This is a genomic window from Amycolatopsis sp. VS8301801F10 (assembly GCF_046195355.1).
Lineage (GTDB): Bacteria > Actinomycetota > Actinomycetes > Mycobacteriales > Pseudonocardiaceae > Amycolatopsis.
On the sequence record NZ_CP176065.1, the window covers coordinates 2,062,128 to 2,086,306 of the forward strand.

The following is a 24,179-nucleotide window of genomic DNA, read 5'->3' on the forward strand; positions in this document are numbered from 1 at the left end:
ATCAGCCGAGCATGAGGAGGACTTGCAGTTCGCCGACGAGGAACCCGATCACGCCGCCGACCGCGATCAGCTTCCACTCGTCCTGCCGGAACGCCGGCCGCAGCAGGCCCTCGAACTCCAGCGGCGTCAGCGCGAGCATCCGCTGCTCGACCATCTTCGCCACGTCCATCGCCTCGGTCAGGTACCCCTCGGCGTAGCGCGCGGTCAGCGGCAGTTCGGCCAGCGCCCGCTGCGCCGCGGCGTGCTTCATCTCCTGAAGCCGCTTCGTCCCGACGGCCAGCGCGACCACCGGTTTCGCGGCGCTGACCTGCGCGTCCACCGCGTGTCCGACGGCGCGTTCGACCATCGCCACGAGCCGGTCCGACTTCGGGCCGCGCAACAGGGCGTCGAGCAGATTCGGGACGGTCAGCACCTCGCCCGCGACCATTTCGCCGTATTGGCGGGCCACCTCGGCGCGCCGCCGCTGGAACTTGCCCTGCAGGACGACCCGGCCCAGCCGCACCGGCTCGCGCGGCAGGAAGATCATCTTGATCGCCAGCCAGTCGGTGAACAATCCGATCGCACCGCCGAAAATCGGCAGCACCAGGGGCTGGTGGGTCAGCGCCCAGACCAGCGCCTGGACGAGACCGAGCACGAAGCCGAAGACGATCCCGGCGCGCGCGATGAACGTCATCTCCGGTCGCGACGTTTCGCGGATCAGCCGGACCAGCAGCGCGCGGTCGCGAGTAAGCCTCTCGACCGTCATGTGCCGGACGTCGAGGACCTCGTCCAGGTTGTCTCGCACCTCGTCCAGAAAGTCCCGCACCAGCTGCGGCGCGCTGGCCTGCACCTGCTTGATCAGCAGTTCCTGGGCGAGCGTCGGCATGACCTCCCACAGCCGCGGATGATGCTGTTCGAGCACGTCACGGGCGATTCCGTCGACCGCGCGCAGCAGCGGCTGCTCGAGTTCCCGGGTGATGATCACCGGGTCGACGCGGGCGAAGACCTCTTTGATGTCGAGCAGGTTCGCGGTGAGCAGCTCGGTCGCGATCGCGGCCATCCGGCCGCCGTGCTTCGGCACCACGCCCTGCCAGCCGAGGAACGGCCGGATCCCGATGAATTCGAGCGGGCGGAACATCATCTCGATGGCGACGCGCTTGGTGACGTAGCCGATCAGCGCGGCGACGAACGGCATCGAGACGTACACCGGCCAGTGCCGCGCGAGTTCGTCCAGCACCGCGTTCACCGGGCCTCCCTCCCCGTTCCGGAAGGAAACCGTATCGCGCGCGCGTCCTAACCGAGGAGCAGCAACGCCTGCAGCTCGCCGACGAGCCCGCCGATCACCGCGCCGACCGCGATCAGCTTCCATTCGTCCTGCCGGAACGCGGGCCGCAGCAGCTGCTCGAACTCGAGCGGGCTGAGCCGGCGCATCCGGTCCACGATCGTGTTGCGGACGTCGAGCGCGTTGACCGCGTAAGTCTCCGCGTGCCGGATGGTGTCCGGCACCCGCTCGGCGGCTTTCGCGGCGGCGACCTGCTTCATCTCCTGGAACCGTTTCGTGCCCACCGCGATCGCGACGAACGGCTTCACGACGCTGGCCTGCGCGTCGATCGTCTTCTGCACCTCGCGGCTGATCAGCGAGAACAGCCGGTCCGATTTCGGCCCGCGCAGCACGGCTTCCAGCAGATTCGGCACGGTGATGATCTCGCGCGCGATCATGTCGCCGTAGTCGGCGGCCACCTCGTCGCGGCGCTTCTGGAAGACGCCCTGCCAGGTGTAGAAGCCGAAGAACCGTTTCGGCTCGCGCGGCAGGAAGATCATTTTGAGCGCGAGCCAGTCGGTCAGCCAGCCGATCCCGAGCCCGAACAGCGGCAGCACGATCGGCGACTTCGTCAGCGACCAGACCAGCAGCTGCACGCAGCCGAGAACGAACCCGAACCAGATGCCCGACCGGGCGATGAACCGCATTTCCGGGCGCGAGATGTCGCGGATCAGCCGGTTCAGCAAAGCCTTGTCGCGCACCAGGTTCGTGACGACCATGTGCTTGAGGTCGAGCACGTCCTCGATGTTCCGGGAAATCTCGCGCATGATCTTCGTGATCGCCCGCGGCGCCTCCGCCTGCACGCGTTTCAGCAGCAGTTGCTGCGCGCCGGACGGCAGCATTTCCCACAGCCGCGGCTGGTAGGTCTCCATCACCTCGCGGGTGACGTCCTCGACCACGCGCAGCAGCGGCTGTTCGATCTCCTTCGCGACCTGCTCCGGGTCGAGCCGGGCGAAGATCTCCTGCGGATCGACGAGGTTGGTGGTGAGCATGTCGGTCGCGGTGGTCGCCATCCGCTCGGCGTTCGCGGGCAGCACGCCCTGCCAGCCGAGGAAGGGCCGGATGCCGACGAATTCGAGCGGCCGGAACATCATCTCGATGGCGACGCGTTTGGTGACGTAGCCGATCAGCGCCGCGATGAACGGCATGGAGACGTACACCGGCCAGTGCTCGGCGAAAGTGTGCACGCGTGTCCCCTCCGTGTTGCCTACGGAACGGTAACCCGCGCGTCAGTGGAGCAGGAGCAGCACCTGCAGTTCGCCGACGAGGCCGCCGATCACCGCGCCGACCGCGATCAGCTTCCATTCGTCCTGTTTGAACGCCGGGCGGAGAATGCCCTCGAACTCCAGTGGGGTGAGCTGCTGCATCTTGTCGACGATGGTGTTGCGGACGTCGAGCGCGTTGGTCGCGTAGCTCTCGACGTACTTGACGGTCTCCGGCAGGTACGCGATGGCCTTCTCCGCGGCGGCCTGTTTCATCTGCTGGTACTCGCGTCCGCCGACAGCCAGCGCGACCAGCGGTTTCGCCAGCCCGGCCTGCGCGTCGACGGTCCGCTGGACCTCCCGCGTGACGAGTGCGAACAGCTTGTCCGCGCGCGGTCCGGTGAGCACGGCTTCCAGCACATTCCCTGCGGTGAGGACTTCCTCCGCGATCAACGCGCCGTAGTCCGCGGCGACCTGCGCGCGGCGTTTCTGGAACATGCCCTGCCAGGTGAAGAAGAGGAACCGGCGCGGCTGACGCGGGTAGAAGATCATTTTGAGCGCGAGCCAGTCCGTGACGAAGCCCGTGACGAAACCGAAGATCGGCATGATCACCGGTTGTTTCGTGAGCGCCCACGCGAGGAGCTGGACGAGCCCGATCACGAACCCGAAGCCGATCCCGCTGCGCGCGATGAACCGGAACTCGGGCGCGGCGACCTCGCGGATCAGCCGGCAGGTGAGCGATTTGTCCCGGACCATGGCGTTGATCAGCATGTCGTTGACGTCGAGGACTTCGTCCACATTCGACGCCACTTCCCGCATCAGCCGCTTCACGACCGCGGGCGCCTGCGCGCGGACGCGGTCCACCAGCAGTTGCTGAGCGCGGGCGGGCAGCATTTCCCACAGCCGCGGCTGGTAGGTCTCGAACACCTCGCGGGTGACCTCGTCGACCGCTTTCAGCAACGGTTCTTCCAGCTGCGCGACCATTTCCTCCGGATCGAGCCGGGCGAACACCTCGCGCGGATCGAGAAGATTCTTGGTGAGCAGGTCGACGGCGGTGGTGGCCATCCGCCGCGAGTTGGCCGGGATGACGCCCTGCCAGCCGAGGAACGGCCGGATGCCGCGGAACTCGAGCGGCCGGAACATCATTTCGATGGCGACGCGTTTGGTCAGGTAGCCGATGAGCGCGGCGATGAACGGCATGGTCGCGTACACGTGCCAGTGCGCGGCCAGGTCGGCGGCGATGGCTGGAAGGTCCATGCGTCTGCCCCGTTCGCCGCGCGGTAGGTCGGGGGACAGGATGCCATGCGTGACGTCGGGTTTCGCGCTTCGTAATACAGCCGTTTGGCGGTACGTGCCGCAGGTGCTCCGCTCACTAAGGTGGCCCGATGGTCGCGCCCGAGAAGCCGCAGCACCCCGCCTTTGCTGTTACCCGGAAGGGATACGACCCGCACCAGGTCGACGCCCGCATCGCCCAGCTGACCAGCGAACTCAAGACGACCTCCCACGGCCGCGACGAGGCGGTGGCCACGGCGGGCGAACTCACGAAGGCCCTGACGACCGCCCAAGCAGAGCTGTCGGAAGCAAAGGCGGCGCTAGTCCGGGTCACCTCGAGCCCGGCAGGCGCCGGCGCGATCTCCGAACGCGTGCGGATGATGGTGCAGCTGGCCGAGGAAGAAATCGCCGACCTGCGCCGCGCCGCGGAAGCGGACGCGACCTCAACCCGCGCCGAAGCGGACCGCTACGCCCACGAAACCCAACGGGCAGCGGACAAAGCGGCGAAAGAAGCGGAAGCGGAACGCCAGCGATTGCTCGCGGAGACCCACGCGGACTTGGCCGCGCGCTCGGAGGCCTTGGACGCCCGGGTCGCGGCGGCGGAGAAGGATTTGGCCGCGCGAGAGGCGGATCTGGAGGCGAGGATCGCCGCTGCGGAAGCGGACATCGCAACCCGCACGGCGGCCGCGGACGAGGAGATCGCGACTCGCTTGGCGGATTTGGAAGCACGGCTTAAAGCGGGCAACGAAGACATCGCTGTGCGAACTGCGGCCTGCGACGAGGACATCGCGACTCGGACGGCGGCCGCCGACGAGGACATCGCCACGCGCACCGCGGCCGCCGACGCTGAGATCGCGTCCCGAACCGAAGCCGCCGACCGCGCCCGTGCCGAGGCAGACCAGGCCGCCGCCGCGGCACGCGCCGAAGCAGATCAGGCCGCCCTGGCCGCCCGCACCCAGGCCGACGAGGCAGCCGCCGAAGCCCGAGCCAGGGCAGACGCCGAATCCCAGCACGCCCGCCTAGCCGCCGACGCAGAAGCCCGCCGCATCCGAGACGAGAAGGACGCGGAAGCCCTCCGCCTCCGCACCGAAGCCGACGAAGCCGCCGCCCGAGCCCGCGCAGAGGCAGACGCCGCAGCCGCAGCGGCCCGCCAAGCCGCTGACGAGGAATCCGCCCGAGCCCGCGCCGAAGCCGACGCCGCCGCGGAAGCAAAAGCCGCCCAAGCCCGAGCCGAGGCCGACCGTCGAGCGTCGGAAGAGATCGCCATCAAGAAGGCCCAAGCGGAAACCGCCCTCGCCGACGCCCTCCAGAAGCAGACCGAAGCCACCGAATCGCGCACCCTGGCCCTCGACCTGCGCACCAAGGTCGCCGACCGAATCGCCGCCACAAACGAGGCAGTCCAGGAAGCGCTGCGGTTCCTAGGTACGCAGGAGGAGGAAGCCGCCTCCGCAGCGCCCGCCTCTTCGCCGAGTGATGCGCGCTCGAAGACTCCCGCTCCCTCGCCGACTACCTCCTCGCAGCCCCCGGCGTCTTCCGCGACTGACGCACCTTCGCAGCCCGCAGCCACCTCGCAGCCCGCATCCAACTCGCCGACCAACGCTCCCTCGCCGACTGACTCACCCACCCCGCCCTTGCCCCAGCCGACCCCACGCCCAGCCGCGACTCCGGACGCCCAGTCACCGGCAGACCCGCAGCAACCCGCCAAGCCCTCCGCGCCGACTCCCCCTCGCAGCAATGGCAACGGCCGCCGCCCCGGCCGCCCCCGCGCAGGCCGCTCCTAGCCACGCAGATTCCGGCCTTGCGGGGGGTTCTCTATTGCCCCGCAAGGCTTATCCTCTCCGTGGGCCGTGGGCCGTGGGCCGTGGGCCGTGGGCCGTGGGCCGTGGGCCGTGGGCCGTGGGCCGTGGGCCGTGGGCCGTGGGCCGTGGGCCGTGGGCCGTGGGCCGTGGGCCGTGGGCCCGCAAGCCCGCAAGCCCGCAAGCCCGCAAGCCCGCAAGCCCGCAAGCCCGCAAGCCCGCAAGCCCGCAAGCCCGCAAGCCCGCAAGCCCGCAAGCCCGCAAGCCCGCAAGCCCGCAAGCCTGTTGGCCGCAGTTGCGCCAGCGTCAGGTCAGCAGCCTCGCGCACACCCCAGGCAAGCAAGCCAGCCAATCCGCCGCGCAAGTCCGGTCCGCTAGCCCAGCCAACCCCGCAAGCCTCGACTCACCCAATTCACAGCCGCTCGAAACCCATCAGACTGCTGGGCCGCCTCGTCTCATCACTTCCCCAGCAGCATCACCCCGCCGCCACCGCGAACAGTTCGTCGTCAATCCAGCCGCGGTCTCGCAACTCACGGCAGAACCGCCGGTACGAAGCCGTCATCGCCGACGCCTCACTGGGTTCCGGTTCGACGAGCGACCCCACCGGCATCTCCTCGCACACCGCACTCAACCCGCCCGGGGTGCACCCCGCCGCTGCGAGGAGAGCCGCGCCGTATCCCGTTTCTGCTTGCGGGGCCACCTGCAGTCCCAGCCCACTGACTGTCGCTCGGATTCGAGTCCACAAAGGACTCTTACTGCCACCGCCCGCCGCGAGGAGTGGTTCTCGGACCGGAACTCCCAGCCGTCGCAAGTGGTCCAGCGCGAGTCGTTCCAGGAAAGCGACTCCTTCCAGGCGAGCCCGATGCAACTCGACCTCGTCAGCCGGGGTTCCGAGAACGAAACCTTCCGCCTCACCGTGCGCGAAGGGAAAACGTTCTCCCTTGCGCCGCAACGGGAACGCCACCACGTCGGCCGGACCGCGGGCAGCGGCGGCGGCATCCAGTTCGGCCAGCCGGGGACTGTCCGAAACGGACTCGCCACCGGTGTTCGAAGCACCGCCGGGCAACCACCAGCCGTCTGGATGCCGGTGGCTGTACATGACTCCAGTGGGATCCGGCACCAACGACTCCGTGACGCCCTTCAAGACATACGTGGTCCCGAGAATCCCCACGAACCGTCCCGGTTCGACCGCGCCCGCGGCCAACTGGCCCGCGCATCCGTCCGTCATGCCCGCCACCACGAGACATCCGGCGGGCAATCCGGCTGTCGGCACCGAAACCTCGCCGAGCACGCTCGTCGGCGCGACCACTGGCGGCAGCATCCCGTCCGGCACGCCCAATCCGGCGAAGACCTCGGTTGGCCATTCCTCATCCAGCGGGTCGTACCCGCTTTTGAGCGCGTGCGACCAATCCGCCGCGACCGGATGTCCAGTCAGTTTCGCCGCGATCATCTCCGGCGTGTGCCGGACAGCGATCGCCTCGGTGTGTTCGGCCAGCCAGGCGATCCGGCCGAGCGCCGCGGTCGGCGAAACACCCGAGCCGAGTTTCCGCCACCGTCCGGCGCCGAGTTCCGCGGCTTTCGCGTTGTAATCCGCGCCGCGCCGGTCGTCGTACATCAACGCGGGCGTCACCGGTTCACCGGCAGCGTTGACGCCGACGATCGTTCCGGACGTCGCCGCGATCGCCACCGCCGCGACTTCCGCGCCGCGTCCGGGCAACGCGGCAGTGACCTCGCTCAGCACCGAACCGACCGCGGGCCACCACGCCGACGGATCCTGTTCGCTGCGGCCACCGTCCGCGCGCACCGGCGCCGGCAGCGACGCCGATGCGGTGGCGAGGACCGAGCCGCCGCGCACCGCGAAGGCGCGAACCCCCGCGGTGGCGACGTCGATGCCGACCGAGACCTGCTCGTTCACGCCGTGCTGACCCTCTCTTCGACATCCTGCAGACTGCCGTCGTTCGCCAGTGCTTTCTCGGTTTCCTCCGGCAGCTTCAGGAATCGCACCAGCACCGCGGCCACCAGGTACAGCGCGGCGAAGATGATGACGACTCCGGCGGCACCGGCCGGTCCGAGGAACAGCGACACGATCGCCGGTCCGACGAACGCCGCCGCGCCCGCGCCGAGGTTCAGCAGAGCCATCGCGCCGCCCTTGTGCTCCGGGGCCAGCGACGGCAGCAGCGCGGAGATCGGCACGAACCCGGCGAGCGTCGCGCCGTAGAGCGCACCCACGATCAGCGCGAGCCAGTAGTACTGCGAGCCCATCGCGACCGGCACGAAGTACAGCAGCAGGATCGAGATCGCGCAGCCGATCGCGCCGAACCAGAAAATCGTGGTGCGCCAGCCGATCCGGTCGCTCAGCACGCCGAAGATCAGGTTGAAGAAGATGTTCGTTCCGTAGATCACCGACACGAGCAGCAGCCAGCGGCTTTCCCCGAACCCGATCTGGGAGATGAAGATCGTCGGGAAGAACACGAGCATGCCGAATTCGGGCGCGGTGTTGATGATCCGCACGATCATGCCGACGCCGACCCGCGGCTTCTTCCACGCGATCGAGACACTGGACACCAGGCTCTGCACCGGTTTCACGTCCGGCGGCGCGAGCCTGCGGTATCCCGTGCGCTGCCGGACGCCGAGCACCGCCACGAGCCCGCCGACGCCGAGCAGCACGACCGCCACCCACAACGTGCCGTAGTGGCCGAACAGCGGGTTGGTGAAGCTCGCGACCAGCGCGCCGAGCGTGGGCAGACCACCGGTGAAGGCGAAGTAGAACCAGCCGACCGCCGCGCCGAGCCGGGCGACCGGGGCCACCGCGGTGATCCACACCAGGAACCCGAACGCGAACATCGGATAGCCGAATCCGCGGATGCCGTAGCAGATCAGCATCGCCGCGTAGTTCCCGCCGGCGAGGCCGAGCGTCAGGAACAGCGCGTCGAACACCAGCCAGATGACCAGGCCGACGACCATCACCCGGCGCGGCCCCCACAGTTCGGACAGCGCGCCCGACAGCCACGACGCCAGCATCACGGCGACGCCGTACACGGTGATCACGTACGACGCCTTGATTTCCGTGCCCGCGCCGTTGCCCGCCATGTACGGCGCGATGAAGCCGGACTCCACTCCGTCGCCGATCATGAACAGGAGCAGTCCGACATACCCGAGGAACAGGGGCGCGGGCAGCCCCCATTTCGTGAGCAAGCGCCCGAAGCCCGACTTGGGCAACTCCGCTGTTGCCGACTCGTTCATACACGCCTCCATGACGTCGAGATCGAACGTATCATGAACCGTGTGAACTTCGCACGCAAGTGTGTTATTAAGTTGATCAGTTATCGGGGTCTTCGGCGACCTGCACTTCGACCCGGCTGCGCATCTCGTCGACGTAGTGCGGATCGGCGCCCTCGTCCACGATCAGCAGGTCGTAGTCGTCCAGCGGCGCGAGCCGGTGCAGCGCCGTGCGCTTCATCTTGCTGTGGTCCATCAGCAGCACCTTGTGCCGCGCGCTGGCCAGCATCGCCCGTTTGATCATCACGATCTCGGGCTCCTGGTGGAAGCTCATCGACGTGCTCATCGCCGAGGTCGACACGAACGCGATGTCCACCGAGAGCCGCTCGATCGACTCGATGCTCTGCATCCCGAGGAACGAATCGTGAGTGGGCGAGTAGTCGCCGCCGATGCAGATCAGCCGCAGTTCGTGCACGTTCTTGAGCACGTCGATCGCGGCGAGGTAGTTCGTGGCCACGGTCAGCGGCGTCACGTCGACCAGAAGCCTGGCCAGCGCGAGAGCGCTCGTGGAGTCGTCGAGCAGCACCGACATGCCGGGCTCGACCTGCTCCACCGCGTGCATCGCGATCACCCGTTTGGCGTCGACGTGCGCGTTCATCCGGTATTCGGCGTTGCTCTCGAACACCGTCGACGGCATCGCGGAGACCCCGCCGCGGTACTTCCGGACCAGGCCGCGCCGGGACAGCTCGTCGATGTCCCGGTGCACCGTCATCATGCTGACGCCGAGCAGGTCGACAAGCTCGCCGATGGTCGCCGAACCCTGCCGGAACACGTGGTCGGTCAGCTTCTGCTGACGGTTCTCGCGGGGGTGGGCGGCAGGCTTTTCGCTCGACATGCCGTGATTATCGCGGTTCCACTGGGAGGTTGAAGCGCACCAGGGCAGTTCGGTCACCGCTCACCTCCAGTTCGGTGACGGCCGCGTTGTCCAGGCGGGGAAACACGGTGCGGTAGCGGGACAGCGGGATGCCGAGCAGCTGGCAGAGCGTGAGCCGCAGCAGCGTGTTGTGCGCGACGACCAGGGCGGTTCCGCTGGTCGCGGCGGCGATCGCGCGGATCGCGCTGGCTCCGCGCCGGGCCGCTTCGGCTGGATCATCGGCACCGGGGAACGCGCCGGCGATCGGATCGGCGAGGAAGCGTTCGACCGCGTCGGGATTGGTCTCGCGGACCTCGTCGCGGGTGCGGCCCTCGGCGATCCCGAAATAGGTTTCCCGCAGGTCAGGAACGATTTCCGGGACCAGATCGAGCGCCCGCGCCGCCGGTTCGATCGTGCGCCGGGCACGTCGTTGCGGCGAGCAGAACAGCGCGTCCGGTTTCACCCGGCGGGCGTACGCTGCCAGCGCCTCCGCCTGGCGGATCCCCTCCTCGGTCAGCGCCACCTCGCTGGTGCCCGCGTAGCGGTTCTCCGCGTGCCATTCGGTTTGTCCGTGCCTGGCCAGCAGCAGCCGTGCGCCCACTAGTGCCCTCCTGGTGTGAACACTCTTGCGAACTTCTCATCGTCTCTGTTAACTTAACATTGCTCGTGTGAAACGGGCTCGCTCTCTGAAGGGATCTGGTGGATGACGCTCGACGCGGTGGTGTTCGACCTGGACGGTGTCCTGGTGGAAAGTGAACACCTCTGGGAGGAGAACTGGGTCGCTTTCGCCGCTCGCCACCAGGTCGAGTGGACGGCGGAGGACACGGCCTCGGTACAAGGCATGAGCGCGCCCGAATGGGCTGGCTATCTCGCGCGGCGGTGCGGGGTGCCGGACCAGGCGGACGAGGTGGAACGCGCGGTGGTCGACGGCATGATCGCCTCGATCGACGCGGGCGAGGCTCCGTTGCTTCCCGGCGCGGGGGAGATGGTGCGCGAGGTCAGCGAGCGGGTCCCGGTCGCGCTCGCGTCGTCGGCGGCCCGCCGGGTGATCGACGCGGTGCTCGAAAAGCACCAGCTCACCGGCGAGTTCACCGCGACGGTGTCCAGCGCCGAGGTCGCGCGGGGCAAACCGAACCCGGACGTGTACCTGGAGGCGGCGGCCCGGCTCGGCAAATCGGGGAGCGAATGCCTCGGGGTCGAGGACTCCAGCAACGGCATCCGGGCGGCGGCCGCGGCCGGGCTCACCGTGATCGCGCTGCCCAACCCGACGTACCCGCCGAAGCCGGACGCGCTGGAGCTGGCCAGCGCGGTGGCCGAGAGCAACGACGACGTCCGACTGAAGCTCCTGGCCTATCTGGCCGGCGAGCCGGTGGCTGCGAAGGACTGAACCATGACCACCTTGGGTTCCCCGGACACGTTCAAACGGCAGTGGCTGGACGGGTTCGTCACCGCGTACGGCCGTACGGTGCGGAAGGTGCCGGACGCTTACGGCGTCGTGCGCCGCGAGGCTCCGGCGAGCCCGAAGGTCGCGGTCGTGATCGGCGGCGGATGCGGGCACTACCCGGCGTTCGCGGGTCTTGTCGGCCCTGGCCTCGCGGACGGAGCGGTCGTCGGCGATGTGTTCACGAGCCCGAGTGCCGAGCAGGTCTATCGCACGGCGCGGGCGGCCGACAACGGCGCTGGCGTCCTCTTCGGCTTCGGCAATTACCAAGGCGACGTGCTCCACTTCGGACTCGCCGCCCGCAGGCTGGCGGCGGAGGGCATCCCGAGCCGCACCATCCTGGTCACCGACGACATCGCGAGCGGTCCGGCGACTGAACCGGAGCGCCGGCGCGGGGTCGCGGGCGATTTCCTGGTCTTCAAGATCGCGGGCGCGGCGGCGGAACGCGGTTACGACCTCGACGCGGTCTACGAGGTCGCGGCGAAGGCGAACGCTCGCACGCGGACGTTCGGCGTCGCGTTCGGCGGCTGCACGCTGCCCGGCGCGGACGCGCCCCTGTTCACGGTCGCGGACCAGGAAATGGAGCTGGGCCTCGGAATTCACGGTGAACCAGGCGTGCGCACGGTGGGCCGGTTGTCCGCGGAGGAGCTGGCCGACGAACTGGTCGACGGTCTCCTGCCGGAGCTGCCGGAGGGCGACGGCCGCGTGGTCGTGCTGGTGAACGGGCTCGGCCGCACCAAATACGAGGAAATGTTCGTCACCTACACCCGGGTGCACGAACGGCTGGCGCGAGCCGGGCTCAGCCCGGTGCATTCCGAGGTCGGGGAGTTCGTCACGTCGCTCGACATGGCCGGGGTCTCGCTGTCGATCCTGGTGCTGGACGACGAATTGGCCGAGCTGTACGCCGCGCCGTGCGACACCCCGGGCTACCGCACCAGCGGCGCCGAGCTGACCACGGTCGAGCTTGAGTCCACAGTGGACGAATTGCTGACCGCGGAGGAGCCGGGGACGAGCGTGGTCGACCGGGTTCTCACCGCGGCTTTGCGCAGCATCGAGGAAAACGAAGCTGAACTGGGCAGGCTCGACGCGGTAGCCGCGGACGGAGACCACGGGCTCGGCATGACCCGTGGGATGCGTGCCGCGGTCGCCGCCGCGCGGCGCGAACCGGACACGGTCTCCGGTGCGCTGCTGGCAGCCGGTACGGCGTTCGCCGATGCGGCTGGCGGAGCCTCCGGTGCGCTGTACGGCGTGCTGCTGGCGGAGACCGGTGCCGGGCTGAGCGGTGCCGCCGCCGAGGACATCACGACGGCAATGCTCGCCGACGCGGTTGACGGTGCGGTTCGCGCGTTCTGCGAGCTGGGCAAGGCCGAACTGGGCGACAAGACAATGCTCGACGCGATCGAGCCGTTCCGGGCCACGCTGCGGGAGCAGACGGGTTCGGAAGTAGTGCAGGCATGGCGGAAAGCCGCTGGAGCCGCGGCCGTGGCCGCGCGGGAGACCGCGCAGTTGCGTCCGGCGAAGGGACGCGCGGCGCGGCTCGCGCAACGGAGCGAGGGTCATTCGGACCCGGGCGCGGTGTCGTTCTCGCTGCTGGTCACGGCTGTCGGCGAGGAGCTGGAAAGGAGCGCGGACTGATGCGCATCGTGGTGGCGGCGGACAACGCCGGGGTCGAACTGAAGAATCAGCTGCGCGACCTGTTGCGGGCCGACGAACGAGTCACCGAGGTGACCGACCTCGGCGTCCCGGACGAGTCGGACGACCGGGCGTACCCGCTGCTGGGGCTGGCCGCGGCGGAAGCGATCGCCCGCGGCGAAGCGGACCGCGGCGTCCTGGTCTGCGGCACCGGCATCGGCATGGCGATCTCGGCGAACAAGGTGCCCGGCGTGCGGGCGACGGTCGCGCACGATTCGTACTCCGCCGAGCGGTCGATCAAATCGAACGACTGCCAGGTGATCACCTTCGGAGCGCGCGCGATCGGCCCTGAGGTGGCGAAGAAGATCGTGGGCGAATGGGTCGGATACCGGTTCGACCCGGCGTCGGCCAGCGCGACCAAGGTCGCGCACATCACCGAATACGAGAACGCCCACTGACCAAGGCGTCCGTCGTGGCGCACAATCGGCACAGAGCGAGTGAGGGAGCAGAGTTGCACATTCTCGCTGCGGGAGACCACTTCGTCAGCCCCGGCCTGCTGGCTGGAGCCGTCCGCGCGGAACTCGGCGGCGACCACGAGGTCGCCGAGCTGACGCTGCCGTGGCCGGTCGAGCCGTTCGGGCCGGTCGGCAACGTGCTGGAGGCCAGCGGTACCGAGGACCAGGTGATCGAGGCACTCGCCGGTGCCGAGGCCGTCGTCACGCAGATGGCTCCGTTCACCAAGAAGGTCTTCGCCGCCGCGCCGGAGCTCAAGCTCGTGTCGGTGTGCCGCGGCGGGCCGGTGAACGTCGACCTCGCCGCCGCCACCGAGGCCGGAGTCGTCGTCACCTACGCGCCGGGCCGCAACGCGGGCGCGGCGGCCGAGTTCGCGGTCGGCATGATCCTCGCCGCGATGCGGCGGATCTCGACGTCCTCGGCCGAACTGCTCGCCGGCACCTGGCGCGGCGACTACTACGCCTACGACCAGGCCGGACTGGAGCTGGGCGGCACCACGGTCGGGCTCGTCGGGTACGGCGCGATCGGGTCCCGGGTCACCAAGGTGCTCGTCGCGTTCGGAGCGAACGTGCTGGTAGCCGACCCGTATGCCGACCGTGCCGCGGTGGAGGCCGACGGCGCGCGGCTCGTCGAGCTTGACGAGCTGCTCCGGCAGAGCCGGGTCGTGAGCCTGCACGCGCGGCTCACCGAAGAAACCCGGCACCTCATCGACGCGAGCAAACTCGCCCTCCTGCCGGAGGGCGCGGTCCTCGTGAACACCGCTCGCGGCGGCCTGCTCGACTACGCGCCGCTGCCCGAAGCCCTGCGTTCCGGTCGGCTCGGCGCGCTTGCCCTCGACGTGTACGACGTCGAGCCGCCGCCGGCGGACTGGGCGCTGCGCGACGCGCCCAACGTGATCGCGACCCCGCATCTCGCTGGCGCGAGCAAGCAGACGGCGGAGCGGGCGGCCACGATCGTCGCCGCGGAAGTCGGCCGGTACGCGCGCGGCGAGCAGCTGGCCAACCTCGCGAATCCCGAGGTGCTGGAGCGACGGCCGTGATTGTCGGGGTCGACATCGGGACGTCGCTCACCAAGGCCGTGGTGTTCGACGAGGACGGCAGCTCCATCGCGAGCGCGTGCACGCCGTCCGAGGTGCACCACCTTCCGGGCGGCCGGGTCGAGCAGGACCTCGACCAGGTCGTCGGCACGGTCGCGACTGTAGTGCGCGAGGTCGCGGCCGCGCTGCCCGAGCCGGTGTCCGCGTTGGCCTTGACCGGGCAGGGAGACGGGCTCTGGCTCCGCGACGAAGCAGGCAACGCGATGCACCCGGCCATTTCCTGGCTCGACGGCCGGGCGAACACGGTGCTCGCGAAATGGCAGGCCGACGGCGTTACCGCGGAAGTCTTCCGGCGTACTGGTTCCGGCATGTTCCCCGGCTGCACCGCGGCCATCATGTCCTATTTGGACACTCATGAGCCCGAGGTACTCGACCGCGCCGCGGTGGCCGGATACTGCGTGGACGCGGTGTTGCAGCGGCTCACCGGCGAGATCACCGTCGACGTCTCGGACGCGTCGTTGCCGTTCCTGAACCCGGCCACCCGCGACTACGACGACGGGGCGATCGAGGCCTGCGGACTGGGGCATCGCCGTTCCTTGTTCGCGAAGCCGGCTCCGGCGAAATCGGTGTTCCGGCTCGACCGGCGCGGGGCCGAATTGCTCGGGCTGCCGGTGGGATTGCCGGTCACCGCGGGGCCGTTCGACCTGCCAGCCAGCGCAATCGGTGCTGGCGTTCGGAAACCGGGCGACGGCATCCTCACCGCCGGGACCACGCTCGCCTGCCAGGTGCTCACCTCCGACCCCACTTTCGATCCCGAAGCGGAACCGGCGGGCATGTTCCTGTGCACGCCCGACGAGCACGAGTACTTGCATGCAATGCCCGCGATGGTCGGTACGGCCGGGATCGATTGGGTCTGCGAGTTGCTGGGCATCAGCGTCGAGCAAATCGACCCGCTGCTGGCGAGCAGCAAACCAGGCGCTCGCGGGGTGCGCGCACTGCCGTTCCTTTCAGTTTCCGGTGAACGCGCGCCCTTCGTCGACGCGGGAGCGCGCGCACAATTCTCCGGGCTGAGCCTGGAGACCGGCCGAGCCGACCTGGTCCGGGCGCTGTGCGAGTCAATCGCTTACGCCGCACGGCATTGCTTCGAAGCAGCCGGGCTGTCGGGACAGCTCTACGCCTGCGGCGGCGGAGTCCGCTCGCCCGAATGGCTGCAGATTTTCGCCGACGTACTCGGCCGTCCGGTCGTGATCCCGAGCGATCCCGGCGTCGGCGCCCGCGGTGCCGTGCTGACCGCCGCGGACGCGCTGGGAACGCCGTACGATCGGGATCGCTGGGCCGCGAACTCGCGAACAGTCGAGGCCCGGCCCGAAAATGTGGCTGACTACGAGCGCGGTTACGCCGACTATCAGACTTCCCTGTCTGCCGCGCGCGGACTGTGGAGGCTGTGAATGATCCTGGAGAACGAGCGTGCCGCGGTGTGCGAGTACGCCCGCCGGCTGACCGCGGACGGCTTGGTCGTCGGCACGTCCGGCAACGTGTCCGCGCGGTCCGGCGACCTGGTCGCGGTAACCCCGACCGGTGTCGACTACGCCGCCCTCACCCCGGCCGACATCCCGGTGGTGGACCTCGAGGGCAAGCTCGCGGACGGTGCCCTGAAGCCGACGAGCGAACTCCCGATGCACCTGGCCGTGTACACCCGCGCCACCGACCCGGAATCCGCCCCGGTGAACGCGGTCGTGCACACGCATTCGGTGCATGCCACCGCAGTGTCCACTTTGGTCACTGAAGTCCCGCCGATCCACTACATGCTCGCGGCGATCGGACCCACGGCCCGAGTGGCCCCGTACGCGACCTACGGCACCACCGAGCTAGCCGACGCCATGCTGCAAGCCCTGGACGCCCGCCGCGGCTGCCTCCTGGCAAACCACGGCACGATCACCTATGGCGACTCGCTGTCGAGCGCGTACAGCCGGGCTCAGCAACTGGAGTGGGTCTGCCAGGTGTGGCTGGCGGCTCGGTCCGCCGGCAGTCCGACGCTGCTGCCGCCCGCGGAAATCGAGCACGTGGTGGAGAAACTGAAGGGATACGGCCAACGTTGATCTGATCAAGACGAGGGTGGCGGCCCGCCTGGCTGGTCAGGCTGCTGTGGGGGATACCCAGGCTGCCCTGGCGGATACGCGGGCTGCTGCGGGTGCCCGGGCTGTGGCGGGTATCCGGGCTGCTGTGGATACCCGGGCTGTGGCGGGTGTCCGGGCTGCTGCGGGTGCCCGGGCTGTGGCGAGTATCCAGGTTGCTGCGGATACTCAGGCTGTGGCGGGTATGCGGGCTGCGGTGGGGCTGCTTGCGGCGGGTAACTGTTCTGCGGCAAGGGATTCCCCAGCCCAGGTTGCACCGGCTGCCCAGCCTGCACTGGCTGGCCAGCCTGCACCGGCTGGCCAGCCTGCACCGGCTGCCAAGGCTGTGCTGGCTGCCAAGGTTGGGCTGGCGTCCACGGTTGCGGCGGAATCCCGGGCTGCTCGGGAACTCCGGGCTGCTGGGGAACTCCGGACTGAGCGGGAACTCCGGGCTGTCCCGGATACCCCGCGCCCGGCTGAGGCGCATACCCGCCTTGCGGAGGCTGCCCGGCTTGCGGAACCTGCCCGGCTTGCGGAGCCTGCCACGCTTGCGGAACCTGCCCGGCGTAACCGGGCGGCGTGGGCTGCGGGCCCGGGGCCGTCCAGGACGCTGGGCTGTAGCCCGGCCCGGCAGGTCGCGCGCCCGCAAGAAGTTTGGCGACCGGAGGCAGCAGCATCGCGATCGCTGCCAGTCCAGCGACGATGGCGGCGATTCCCGTCTGAGTTTCCACGACGGCGAGTACGTGCCGCGGAAGCAAGCGTGACAACGAAACAATCGCCACCACCGCTTGCACGACCGTAGGCACCACGAGGAAGCGCGCCGGGCGCGGACCGCGGGTCGCGAGCAGTGCCGCTCCGGCCAGTGCTGCGATACTCAGCACGGCCAGCAGCGGACGCACGTAACCCCCGCTCTCCCAACTACGGTTGATCATGGTGGCGGTTTCGGCTCACAGCACGATAATCTCGCTGAGTCCGAGCACTCCCGCGAGCACCAGTGCGGGGATCCGCGCTTGTCCGGGCATGCCGGGATATCCCATCACTTCCCCCTCCGTGTTCACCTTTCCGCCGATTCGGGAGCGGCTTACGGCAGCGGTACGAGCGCCCCCATGCCCGCCCGGGCGAACTGGGTCGCCAGTCGTTGCGGCAGCGGGTTCGGGTACAGAATGATCGACGCGAACGGCGACGGCGTGTACCCGGCCCCGCCGTTGCTCTGCAGGTGCACGCTGACATGAACGTTGCGGTCAGCGGGAATCTCGAACGACACCGCACCCCAGGAAACGACGTACTGCCGGCCGTCGATGCCCGCGAACGGGATGTACGCGCCGGCGTGGAAAATGTGCGTGGAAATGTCGATCGTGAGCAACCGCCGAGGGCCGTCGTGCGGGTCGACGTACGGGATGACGTTCGGGGTCGAAGCCAGGTCTGGCGGCTCGGTCGGGTCGGTCATTGGTCCGGGCCTTCCGTTCGGCAACGGATGAAGCTTACCTGCGACGCACGGGGTGCCTCAGCGTTCTCGCCAGGTCGGTGCCACCGCACTCCCGCGGCGGCACAGGCAGCTAACGGCCCCGATTCCGCGTCAAGCGGCGCGGTATTTCCCCTTGAAGACGACGTCTGTGCTTCCGACCTGAATATCCCGCGCCGAGGCCAGATCAGAACTGGTAGTACAGGAACGGGCTGAAAGTCCCCGTGGCCACCAGGATCGCCGCGTACACCAGGCCCACCGTCATGACCCCGATGCGCAGTGCGGTCGCTCCGCGGCTTCGGGACGATTCCAGCAGCGGGCCGGTCACCGGGTGCGCGGGGAGAATGAACACGATCAGCGCCAGCAGCAGGATCACCATGCGCTGGTTCGTCAGCGCGCTCTCCACGACGTCGCCGAGACCGCCGAAGTCCGGGATCAGCATGTGGCCGATCATCGACAACGCGTGGCCGAGGTCGGCGGAGCGGAAGAAGACCCAGCCGAACACGACGAGGATCAGCGTCAGCAGGCGGCGGGCGATGCGGGCGGCTGGGCTGGACGGGGCGTCGCCGAGGTTGAAGCGGCGTTCGATGACCAGCAGCGCGCCGTGGTAGCAGCCCCAGATCAGGAACGTCCATTGCGCGCCGTGCCAGAAACCGGTCAGCACGAAGACGATCGACAGGTTCCGGTAGGTCTTTCCGGCCCCCGAACGGTTGCCGCCCAGCGGGATGTAGACGTAGTCGCGGAACCAGCGGGACAGGGACATGTGCCAGCGGCGCCAGAATTCCGTGATCGTCACCGACGAGTACGGGCGGGCGAAGTTTTCCGGCAGCCGGAAGCCGAGCATGCGGCCGAGGCCGATCGCCATGTCCGAATAACCCGAGAAGTCGAAGAACAACTGCAGGGTGTAGCCGATCGCGCCGAGCCAGGCCGTCGTGAACGTCATCTGGTTGGCCGGGGTCGAGAAGCAGGCCTCGACCATCGGGCTGAGCGAGTCCGCGATGATCGACTTCTTGCACAGGCCCAGCGCGAACCTCGGGAAGCCCGCGGCGATGTCGTCCAGCCGATGCGAACGACGCTGCGGAAGCTGGTCGGCGATCTCCCGGTACCGCACGATGGGACCCGCCACCAGCTGCGGGAACATCGCGATGTACGCGGCGAACGACACCGGGTTGCGCAGTGCGTGCCGCTCGCCGCGGTAGATGTCCACCACGTACGAGATGTGGTGGAAGGTGTAGAAGGAAATGCCGATCGGCACCACGATGTTCGCGACGCCCAGGTCGCCGCCGAACCAATGCGCGACGGCGGCGATCTGCTGCGTCGCGAAACCGGCGTACTTCCAGATGACGAGCACGAGGACGTCGAGCGTGATGACGCCGATCAGGATCCGCTTCCGGCGCGTGCCGCGGACGTCCCACGGACTCGGCTCCAGCGCCGGGCCGGCCAGGAAGTTCACCGCCATGCAAAGCAGCAGCAGGAACAGGTACGGGCCGGCGCCGATCGTGTAGAACAGCAGGCTCGCGACCGCGACGATGCCGTTGCGCCAGCTGCGCGGGCACACCAGGACCGCGATCAGCACCGCGGGCATGAAGTACCACAAGAACAGCGGTGAAACGAACGACATCGGTGACGGACCCCCTCGGTTCCGGAGGAGACCTTAGCCCGAGCGGGTGGCTCCGCGGGGCGATGCCCGACGGATCACAGCGCGAATTACGGTCGGTGACGGATTTGGGGGGATTTCGCCCTTCGCGACGGGGGACCGGGGGCACGAGGGGTTCTGGAAGGGCGGGAGCTTCGGCGTGCCGGGATTCGGCGGGAGGCGGCGGCGAGGCTGGGGCGGAGGGGGATGCGTGCGGGAATCCGGAGGGGTCAGCGGCTTTGCGGGAGACCGGCAGGAATCCGGCGGTGAGGCGGGTGGCTAGGCGGGCTGGAGTAGGCGGGTTGGAGTAGGCGAGATGTGAGCGTGCGGCGGACCGGGGAGGGCGGCGCGGGCATGGTTGGCGAGGTGTGAGCGCGCGGCGGGCCGGGGAGGGCGGCGTGGGCATGGTTGGCGAGATGGGAGTGGTTGGCGAGATGGGAGTGGGTGGCGAGATGGGAGCGGGTGGGGCAGGGGAGATGTGGGCGCTGGGTGGGGCGCGAGATGGAAGCCCGGCGGGGTCAGCGAGGAGCGAGCGCGGATGGGTTTGGCGAGGTGCAACGCGGGTGGTTCAAGGGCGTTGCAAGCGAGGGTGGTTGTGGGAGATGTGCGCGGGGTGGTGAGCGTGAGCCCGGGCGGCGAGGTGCGAGCGCGGCAGATCTGGGGCGTTGTGATCGCGGGCCGGGTTGGTGGGGTGCGACCGCGGGCAAGGCCAGCCTGATGCGCGCGCCCAAGAGGAGCTAGGCCGGACAAAGCCCCGAACCGAGGCCGAGGCATTCGCAGTCAGTCTCAGTCAGGCTCAGTCGGTGATCCGGTCCAGCCACTCGCCCATCAACGCCTTCTCCGCCCCACTCAACCCCGTGACCTGCGGCAACACCGCGCGCAAAGCCGTCGCCGCCGCGGCGGGGCCCGGTGTTCGGAAGACCGGCCGATCCGTGCTGATCGCGGCGATCACCGCCTCTCGGGCCGCGACTGACACTGTCAGGTCGCGGGATTCCGGTGGCGTCGAGATCAGGCTCAACGTCGCCCCCGAGCCGGCGGCGTGGAGCAACGCCGCGGCGAGGGGTTCGGGCACTCGGAGTCGTCCGGCGGAGGCGACGCGGCTGACTCGGGACGCGAGGATTTCCAGGGCCTTCTCCCACGCGGGCGAAGGGGTGGGGCGGGCGAGCATCAGGCGGTACAGCGCGGGGTTGGCCAGGCCGAACTCCAGGTGCTGGTCCCAGCCCCGCCGCAGGTCCTCCAGCGGGTCCTCGGCGGGGGGCTGGGCGGTTTTCGCTTCCAAATAATCCGCGTAGCCCTGGACGGTGATGGCGTCGAGCAGGCCGTCCTTGTCCCCGAAAAGGCGGTAAATCGTCGGCGGCTGGACGCCTGCCTTGGAGCTGACCGCGCGGGTCGACACCGCGTCCGGGCCCTCGGTGGCCAGCAGGTTCAGGGCGGCCTCGATGATGCGGGCGCGGGCGTCGGCAGGCATGTTATCGACGATAACAGGCCCGCGCTTCCGCCGGAAACGTCAGACGCGTCCGGCGATCCGGCGGCGGCGGGCGACCTCGGCCAGCAGCACTCCGGCGGCGACCGAGGCGTTCAGCGATTCCACGCCGGCCGCCATCGGGATCGACACCGTCGCGTCGCACGTTTCGCGGACCAGTCGGGAGAGGCCGCGGCCTTCCGAGCCGAGCACGACGACCAGTGGGTCGGCGGCCAGGTCGAGAGAGTCGATGTCGACCGTGCCGTCGGCGTCGAGGCCGACGATCATCAGGCCGTCCGACGCCCACGCGCGCAGCTGGCGCGTGAGGTTCGTGGCGACCGCGATCGGCAGTTTCGCCGCGGTGCCCGCGCTCGTGCGCCACGCGACCGCGGTCATTCCGGCGCTGCGACGCTCCGGCAGCAGCACGCCTTGCGCGCCGAACGCCGCGGCCGAGCGGATCACCGCGCCCAGGTTGCGCGGGTCGGTGACGCCGTCCAGCGCGACGAACAGCGGGGTGTTGCCCGAGTCGCGCGCGGCTTGCATCAGGTCGTCCGGGTGCGCGTACTCGAACGGCGGCACCTGCAGGCCGAGGCCCTGGTGCATCGCGCGGTTGGTCTTGCGGTCCAGTTCCTCGCGCGGGATCTCCAGGATCGAGATGCCCTTGTCGCCCGCGAGCCGGACGGCCTCGTTGACCCGGTCGTCGATGTCGATGTTCAGCGCGACGTACAGCGCCGTGCCCGGCACGTCCGCGCGCAGCGCCTCGACGACCGGGTTGCGGCCGGCGATCAGCTCCGGCCGGTCGGCCTTTTTCTGCCGGGCCTGGTCGCGCTTGGTGGCGGCGTTGGCAGCGCGGTACGCCTTGTGCCCGGGCCGGTCCTCAGCCCTCGGCGTCGGGCCCTTGCCCTCGAGCGCCTTGCGCCGCTGCCCGCCCGAACCGACGACGGCACCCTTCTTGGTGCCGGCCTTCCGGATGGCACCTTTGCGCTGTGAGTTGCCTGCCATGAGTCCTCAATCTCTGCTGCCGCGAGGAGGTCAGGAGTTCCTGACCGTCCACTGCGGACCGTTCGGGGTGTCTTCCACCGCGATCCCCGCCGCCACGAGACGGTCGCGGGCGGCGTCCGCGCGGGCGAAGTCCTTCGCAGCACGGGCCTCCTGGCGTTCGGCCAGCAGGGCTTCCACAAGCGTGCCCAGCGCTTCGCGGACGGGGGTGTCCGAGCCGCCGTCCGCCCAGTCCGGCGACAGCGGGTCGATGCCGAGCACACCGGTCATCCCGCGGACCGTGCCGGCCAATTCGAGCGCCTTCGTGGTGTCGCCTCCGTCGAGGGCGGCGTTACCGTCGCGGACCGTGTTGTGCACCACGGCGAACGCGGCCGGGGTGGCCAGGTCGTCGTCCATCGCCGCGGCGAATTCCGCCGGGACCTCGCCCACGGGAACCGAACCGGCCGACTCCGCCCGGCGCAGGAACGCCTCGATCCGCCGGTAGCCCTGGGCGGCTTCGGAAACCGCGCCGTCGGAGTACTCGACAGTGGACCGGTAGTGCGGCTGCACGAGGTAGTAGCGCAGTTCCGGCGCGCGGTAGCGCTCGAGCATCGCCGGGATCGCGACCGTGTTGCCCAGCGACTTCGACATCTTCTCGCCGGACATGGTCACCCACGCGTTGTGCAGCCAGTAGCGGGCGAACCCGTCGCCCGCCCCGTTCGACTGCGCGCGTTCGTTCTCGTGGTGCGGGAACACCAGGTCGACGCCGCCGCCGTGGATGTCGAACTCGGCGCCGAGGTAGTTGGTCGCCATCGCCGAGCACTCCAGGTGCCAGCCCGGCCGTCCGGCGCCCCACGGCGTCGGCCACGACGGCTCCCCCGGCTTCGCGCTCTTCCACAGGGTGAAGTCGCGCGAATCACGCTTGCCGCGGGTGGGCGTCTCGCCCTGCTGGACCTCGTCGAGCTGCTGGCCGGACAGCGAGCCGTACTCCGGGAACGACTTCACCGAGAAGTACACGTCGCCGTCGACGGCGTACGCGTGCCCGGCTTCGATCAGCCGCTCCATCAGCTGGACCATCTGCGTGACGTGCCCGGTCGCGCGCGGCGTGACCGACGGCGGAAGGCAGCCGAGGTCCGCGTACGCCTTCTCGAACGCCCGCTCGTGCGTCGCCGCCCATTCCCACCACGGCCGTCCGGCCTCGGCGGCCTTGGTGAGGATCTTGTCGTCGATGTCGGTGACGTTGCGGACCAGCAGCACGTCGAGTCCACTGTGGAGCAGCCAGCGGCGCAGCACGTCGTAGTTCAGCATGCCGCGGACGTGCCCGATATGCGGTACTCCCTGCACGGTGGCCCCACACACGTAGATCGACGCCGTTCCGCTGCGGACGGGAGTGAACTCCCGAGGGGCACGGGTCGCGGTGTCGTACAGGTGCAAAGCCACGAGGTAAAGGGTACCGGGAGCACTGTGGGAGACGTCGCAGGACGTCAGAGCACGCCGTGCTCCCGCAGCACGCCCAGCAGCGCGTCCGGTCGTTCGGCCGTGGGAAGCGGGTCCACCAGGGCGAACTGGCAGCCCAGCGCCCGGGCGCCGCCGTCGGCCTCCTCGCTGTCGCCGACCATCAGCGTCTCCTCGGCGCGCACGCCGAGCCGCTCGATCGCCGCCTGGAAGATCTCCGGCTCCGGTTTCACCGCTCCGACCTCGAAGGACAGGGTGAACTCGGCGACGTGCGCGTCCCAGCCGCGCTGGCTGAACGCGGGCCGGATGTCGAACGCGATGTTGCTCAGCACGCCCGCCTTGCGCCCGCTGCTCGCGACCGCCTTGAGCGCGGCCTCGGTGTCCGGGTACGGCGTCCACTGATCCGGCGTGATGAGCTGCTGGTACAGCGCCTCGGCCTGGTCGCGGCGGGGAACGCCGGACAGCCGCAGCACCTCCAGGTACACCTTCCGGTGCAGTTCCGGATCGCGGTCGCGGTTGTGCCAGGCGTGCAGGTGCTCCTCGTCCAGTTCGACGGACTGCTCGACCGGCGCGGTCATCCGCCGCATCAGCTCGGTCTGCGCTTCGAAGTCGAGCGCCTCGCCGTCGTCGTCGCGTACGTCGTCGAGCCAGCCGTCCTGCTGCTCAAGCCGGAAAAGAGTGCCGGAGAAATCGAACAACACCGCGTTGATGGCCACGCGCCAACCTTATCCGGCGGGCCGGGTGCGCC

Annotated in this window: 20 protein-coding genes; 7 read left to right on the forward strand and 13 right to left on the reverse strand. The window is 69.4% G+C overall.

The annotated features are described in order from the left end of the window. Nucleotide 1 precedes the first annotated feature (1 nt). From F9C11_RS09975 to F9C11_RS09985, 3 genes are all read right to left on the reverse strand, one after another. The gene (locus F9C11_RS09975) at nt 2-1,225 is read right to left on the reverse strand and encodes a DUF445 domain-containing protein (protein WP_409184584.1); all 1,224 of its coding nucleotides are present in this window, start codon (nt 1,223-1,225) and stop codon (nt 2-4) included. Nucleotides 1,226-1,272: 47 nt separating this feature from the next. Next, complete coding sequence (locus F9C11_RS09980; RefSeq protein ID WP_409186863.1) at nt 1,273-2,448, reverse strand: DUF445 family protein; 1,176 nt, start codon at nt 2,446-2,448, stop codon at nt 1,273-1,275. An 81-nt stretch (nt 2,449-2,529) separates the two neighbouring features. Continuing rightward, nucleotides 2,530-3,759, reverse strand: a complete 1,230-nt coding sequence (locus F9C11_RS09985) for a DUF445 family protein (RefSeq protein WP_409184585.1) — start codon at nt 3,757-3,759, stop codon at nt 2,530-2,532. A 128-nt stretch (nt 3,760-3,887) separates the two neighbouring features. Between F9C11_RS09985 and F9C11_RS09990 the strand changes: the two genes are divergently transcribed. Further along, nucleotides 3,888-5,555, forward strand: a complete 1,668-nt coding sequence (locus F9C11_RS09990; RefSeq protein WP_409184586.1) for a hypothetical protein — start codon at nt 3,888-3,890, stop codon at nt 5,553-5,555. Nucleotides 5,556-6,045: 490 nt separating this feature from the next. Here the strand turns inward: F9C11_RS09990 and F9C11_RS09995 are convergent, their stop codons facing one another. The 4 genes from F9C11_RS09995 to F9C11_RS10010 all read right to left on the reverse strand — a co-directional run bounded on the left by F9C11_RS09995 (nt 6,046) and on the right by F9C11_RS10010 (nt 10,303). Then, nucleotides 6,046-7,485, reverse strand: a complete 1,440-nt coding sequence (locus tag F9C11_RS09995; RefSeq protein ID WP_409184587.1) for an FGGY-family carbohydrate kinase — start codon at nt 7,483-7,485, stop codon at nt 6,046-6,048. Next, nucleotides 7,482-8,813: an MFS transporter gene (locus F9C11_RS10000; protein WP_409184588.1), complete on the reverse strand. Its 1,332-nt coding sequence runs from the start codon at nt 8,811-8,813 to the stop codon at nt 7,482-7,484. The genes F9C11_RS09995 and F9C11_RS10000 overlap by 4 nt, the downstream gene beginning before the upstream one ends. Nucleotides 8,814-8,889: 76 nt before the next feature. Then, on the reverse strand, nt 8,890-9,684 hold the full coding sequence (locus F9C11_RS10005; protein WP_409184589.1) for a DeoR/GlpR family DNA-binding transcription regulator: 795 nt from the start codon (nt 9,682-9,684) through the stop codon (nt 8,890-8,892). Nucleotides 9,685-9,691: 7 nt separating this feature from the next. Continuing rightward, nucleotides 9,692-10,303 carry a histidine phosphatase family protein gene (locus F9C11_RS10010; protein WP_409184590.1) on the reverse strand — a complete coding sequence of 204 codons (612 nt, stop codon included), beginning with the start codon at nt 10,301-10,303 and terminating at the stop codon, nt 9,692-9,694. A 102-nt stretch (nt 10,304-10,405) separates the two neighbouring features. Between F9C11_RS10010 and F9C11_RS10015 the strand changes: the two genes are divergently transcribed. The 6 genes from F9C11_RS10015 to F9C11_RS10040 are packed head-to-tail and all read left to right on the forward strand — an operon-like array spanning nt 10,406 to nt 16,423. Continuing rightward, on the forward strand, nt 10,406-11,089 hold the full coding sequence (locus F9C11_RS10015) for an HAD family hydrolase (protein ID WP_409184591.1): 684 nt from the start codon (nt 10,406-10,408) through the stop codon (nt 11,087-11,089). A gap of 3 nt (nt 11,090-11,092) precedes the next feature. Then, on the forward strand, nt 11,093-12,778 hold the full coding sequence (locus F9C11_RS10020; protein WP_409184592.1) for a dihydroxyacetone kinase family protein: 1,686 nt from the start codon (nt 11,093-11,095) through the stop codon (nt 12,776-12,778). Next, on the forward strand, nt 12,778-13,233 hold the full coding sequence (locus tag F9C11_RS10025) for a ribose-5-phosphate isomerase (RefSeq protein WP_409184593.1): 456 nt from the start codon (nt 12,778-12,780) through the stop codon (nt 13,231-13,233). Before F9C11_RS10020 ends, F9C11_RS10025 begins: the two co-directional genes overlap by 1 nt. 53 nt (nt 13,234-13,286) lie before the next feature. Then, entirely contained in the window at nt 13,287-14,327 is a 1,041-nt protein-coding gene (locus F9C11_RS10030) for a 2-hydroxyacid dehydrogenase (RefSeq protein ID WP_409184594.1), read from the forward strand. Next, nucleotides 14,324-15,772: an FGGY family carbohydrate kinase gene (locus F9C11_RS10035; protein WP_409184595.1), complete on the forward strand. Its 1,449-nt coding sequence runs from the start codon at nt 14,324-14,326 to the stop codon at nt 15,770-15,772. The genes F9C11_RS10030 and F9C11_RS10035 overlap by 4 nt, the downstream gene beginning before the upstream one ends. Beyond that, nucleotides 15,773-16,423 (forward strand): class II aldolase/adducin family protein, encoded by a 651-nt coding sequence (locus F9C11_RS10040; RefSeq protein ID WP_409184596.1) that lies wholly within the window; start codon nt 15,773-15,775, stop codon nt 16,421-16,423. Between the two features lie 1,096 nt (nt 16,424-17,519). Here F9C11_RS10040 and F9C11_RS10045 read toward each other — a convergent pair. The 6 genes from F9C11_RS10045 to F9C11_RS10070 all read right to left on the reverse strand — a co-directional run bounded on the left by F9C11_RS10045 (nt 17,520) and on the right by F9C11_RS10070 (nt 24,147). Beyond that, nucleotides 17,520-17,885, reverse strand: a complete 366-nt coding sequence (locus F9C11_RS10045; RefSeq protein WP_101437200.1) for a hypothetical protein — start codon at nt 17,883-17,885, stop codon at nt 17,520-17,522. A gap of 202 nt (nt 17,886-18,087) precedes the next feature. Further along, nucleotides 18,088-19,521: an MBOAT family O-acyltransferase gene (locus F9C11_RS10050; protein WP_409184597.1), complete on the reverse strand. Its 1,434-nt coding sequence runs from the start codon at nt 19,519-19,521 to the stop codon at nt 18,088-18,090. An 811-nt stretch (nt 19,522-20,332) separates the two neighbouring features. Then, a complete protein-coding gene (locus F9C11_RS10055) occupies nt 20,333-21,004 on the reverse strand; it encodes a TetR/AcrR family transcriptional regulator (RefSeq protein WP_409184598.1) in 672 nt (223 codons plus the stop codon). Nucleotides 21,005-21,043: 39 nt separating this feature from the next. Next, complete coding sequence (rlmB, locus tag F9C11_RS10060; protein ID WP_409184599.1) at nt 21,044-22,000, reverse strand: 23S rRNA (guanosine(2251)-2'-O)-methyltransferase RlmB; 957 nt, start codon at nt 21,998-22,000, stop codon at nt 21,044-21,046. A 30-nt stretch (nt 22,001-22,030) separates the two neighbouring features. Continuing rightward, complete coding sequence (cysS, locus tag F9C11_RS10065; protein WP_409184600.1) at nt 22,031-23,416, reverse strand: cysteine--tRNA ligase; 1,386 nt, start codon at nt 23,414-23,416, stop codon at nt 22,031-22,033. Between the two features lie 44 nt (nt 23,417-23,460). Continuing rightward, entirely contained in the window at nt 23,461-24,147 is a 687-nt protein-coding gene (locus F9C11_RS10070; RefSeq protein ID WP_409184601.1) for an HAD family hydrolase, read from the reverse strand. Nucleotides 24,148-24,179: the final 32 nt, after the last annotated feature.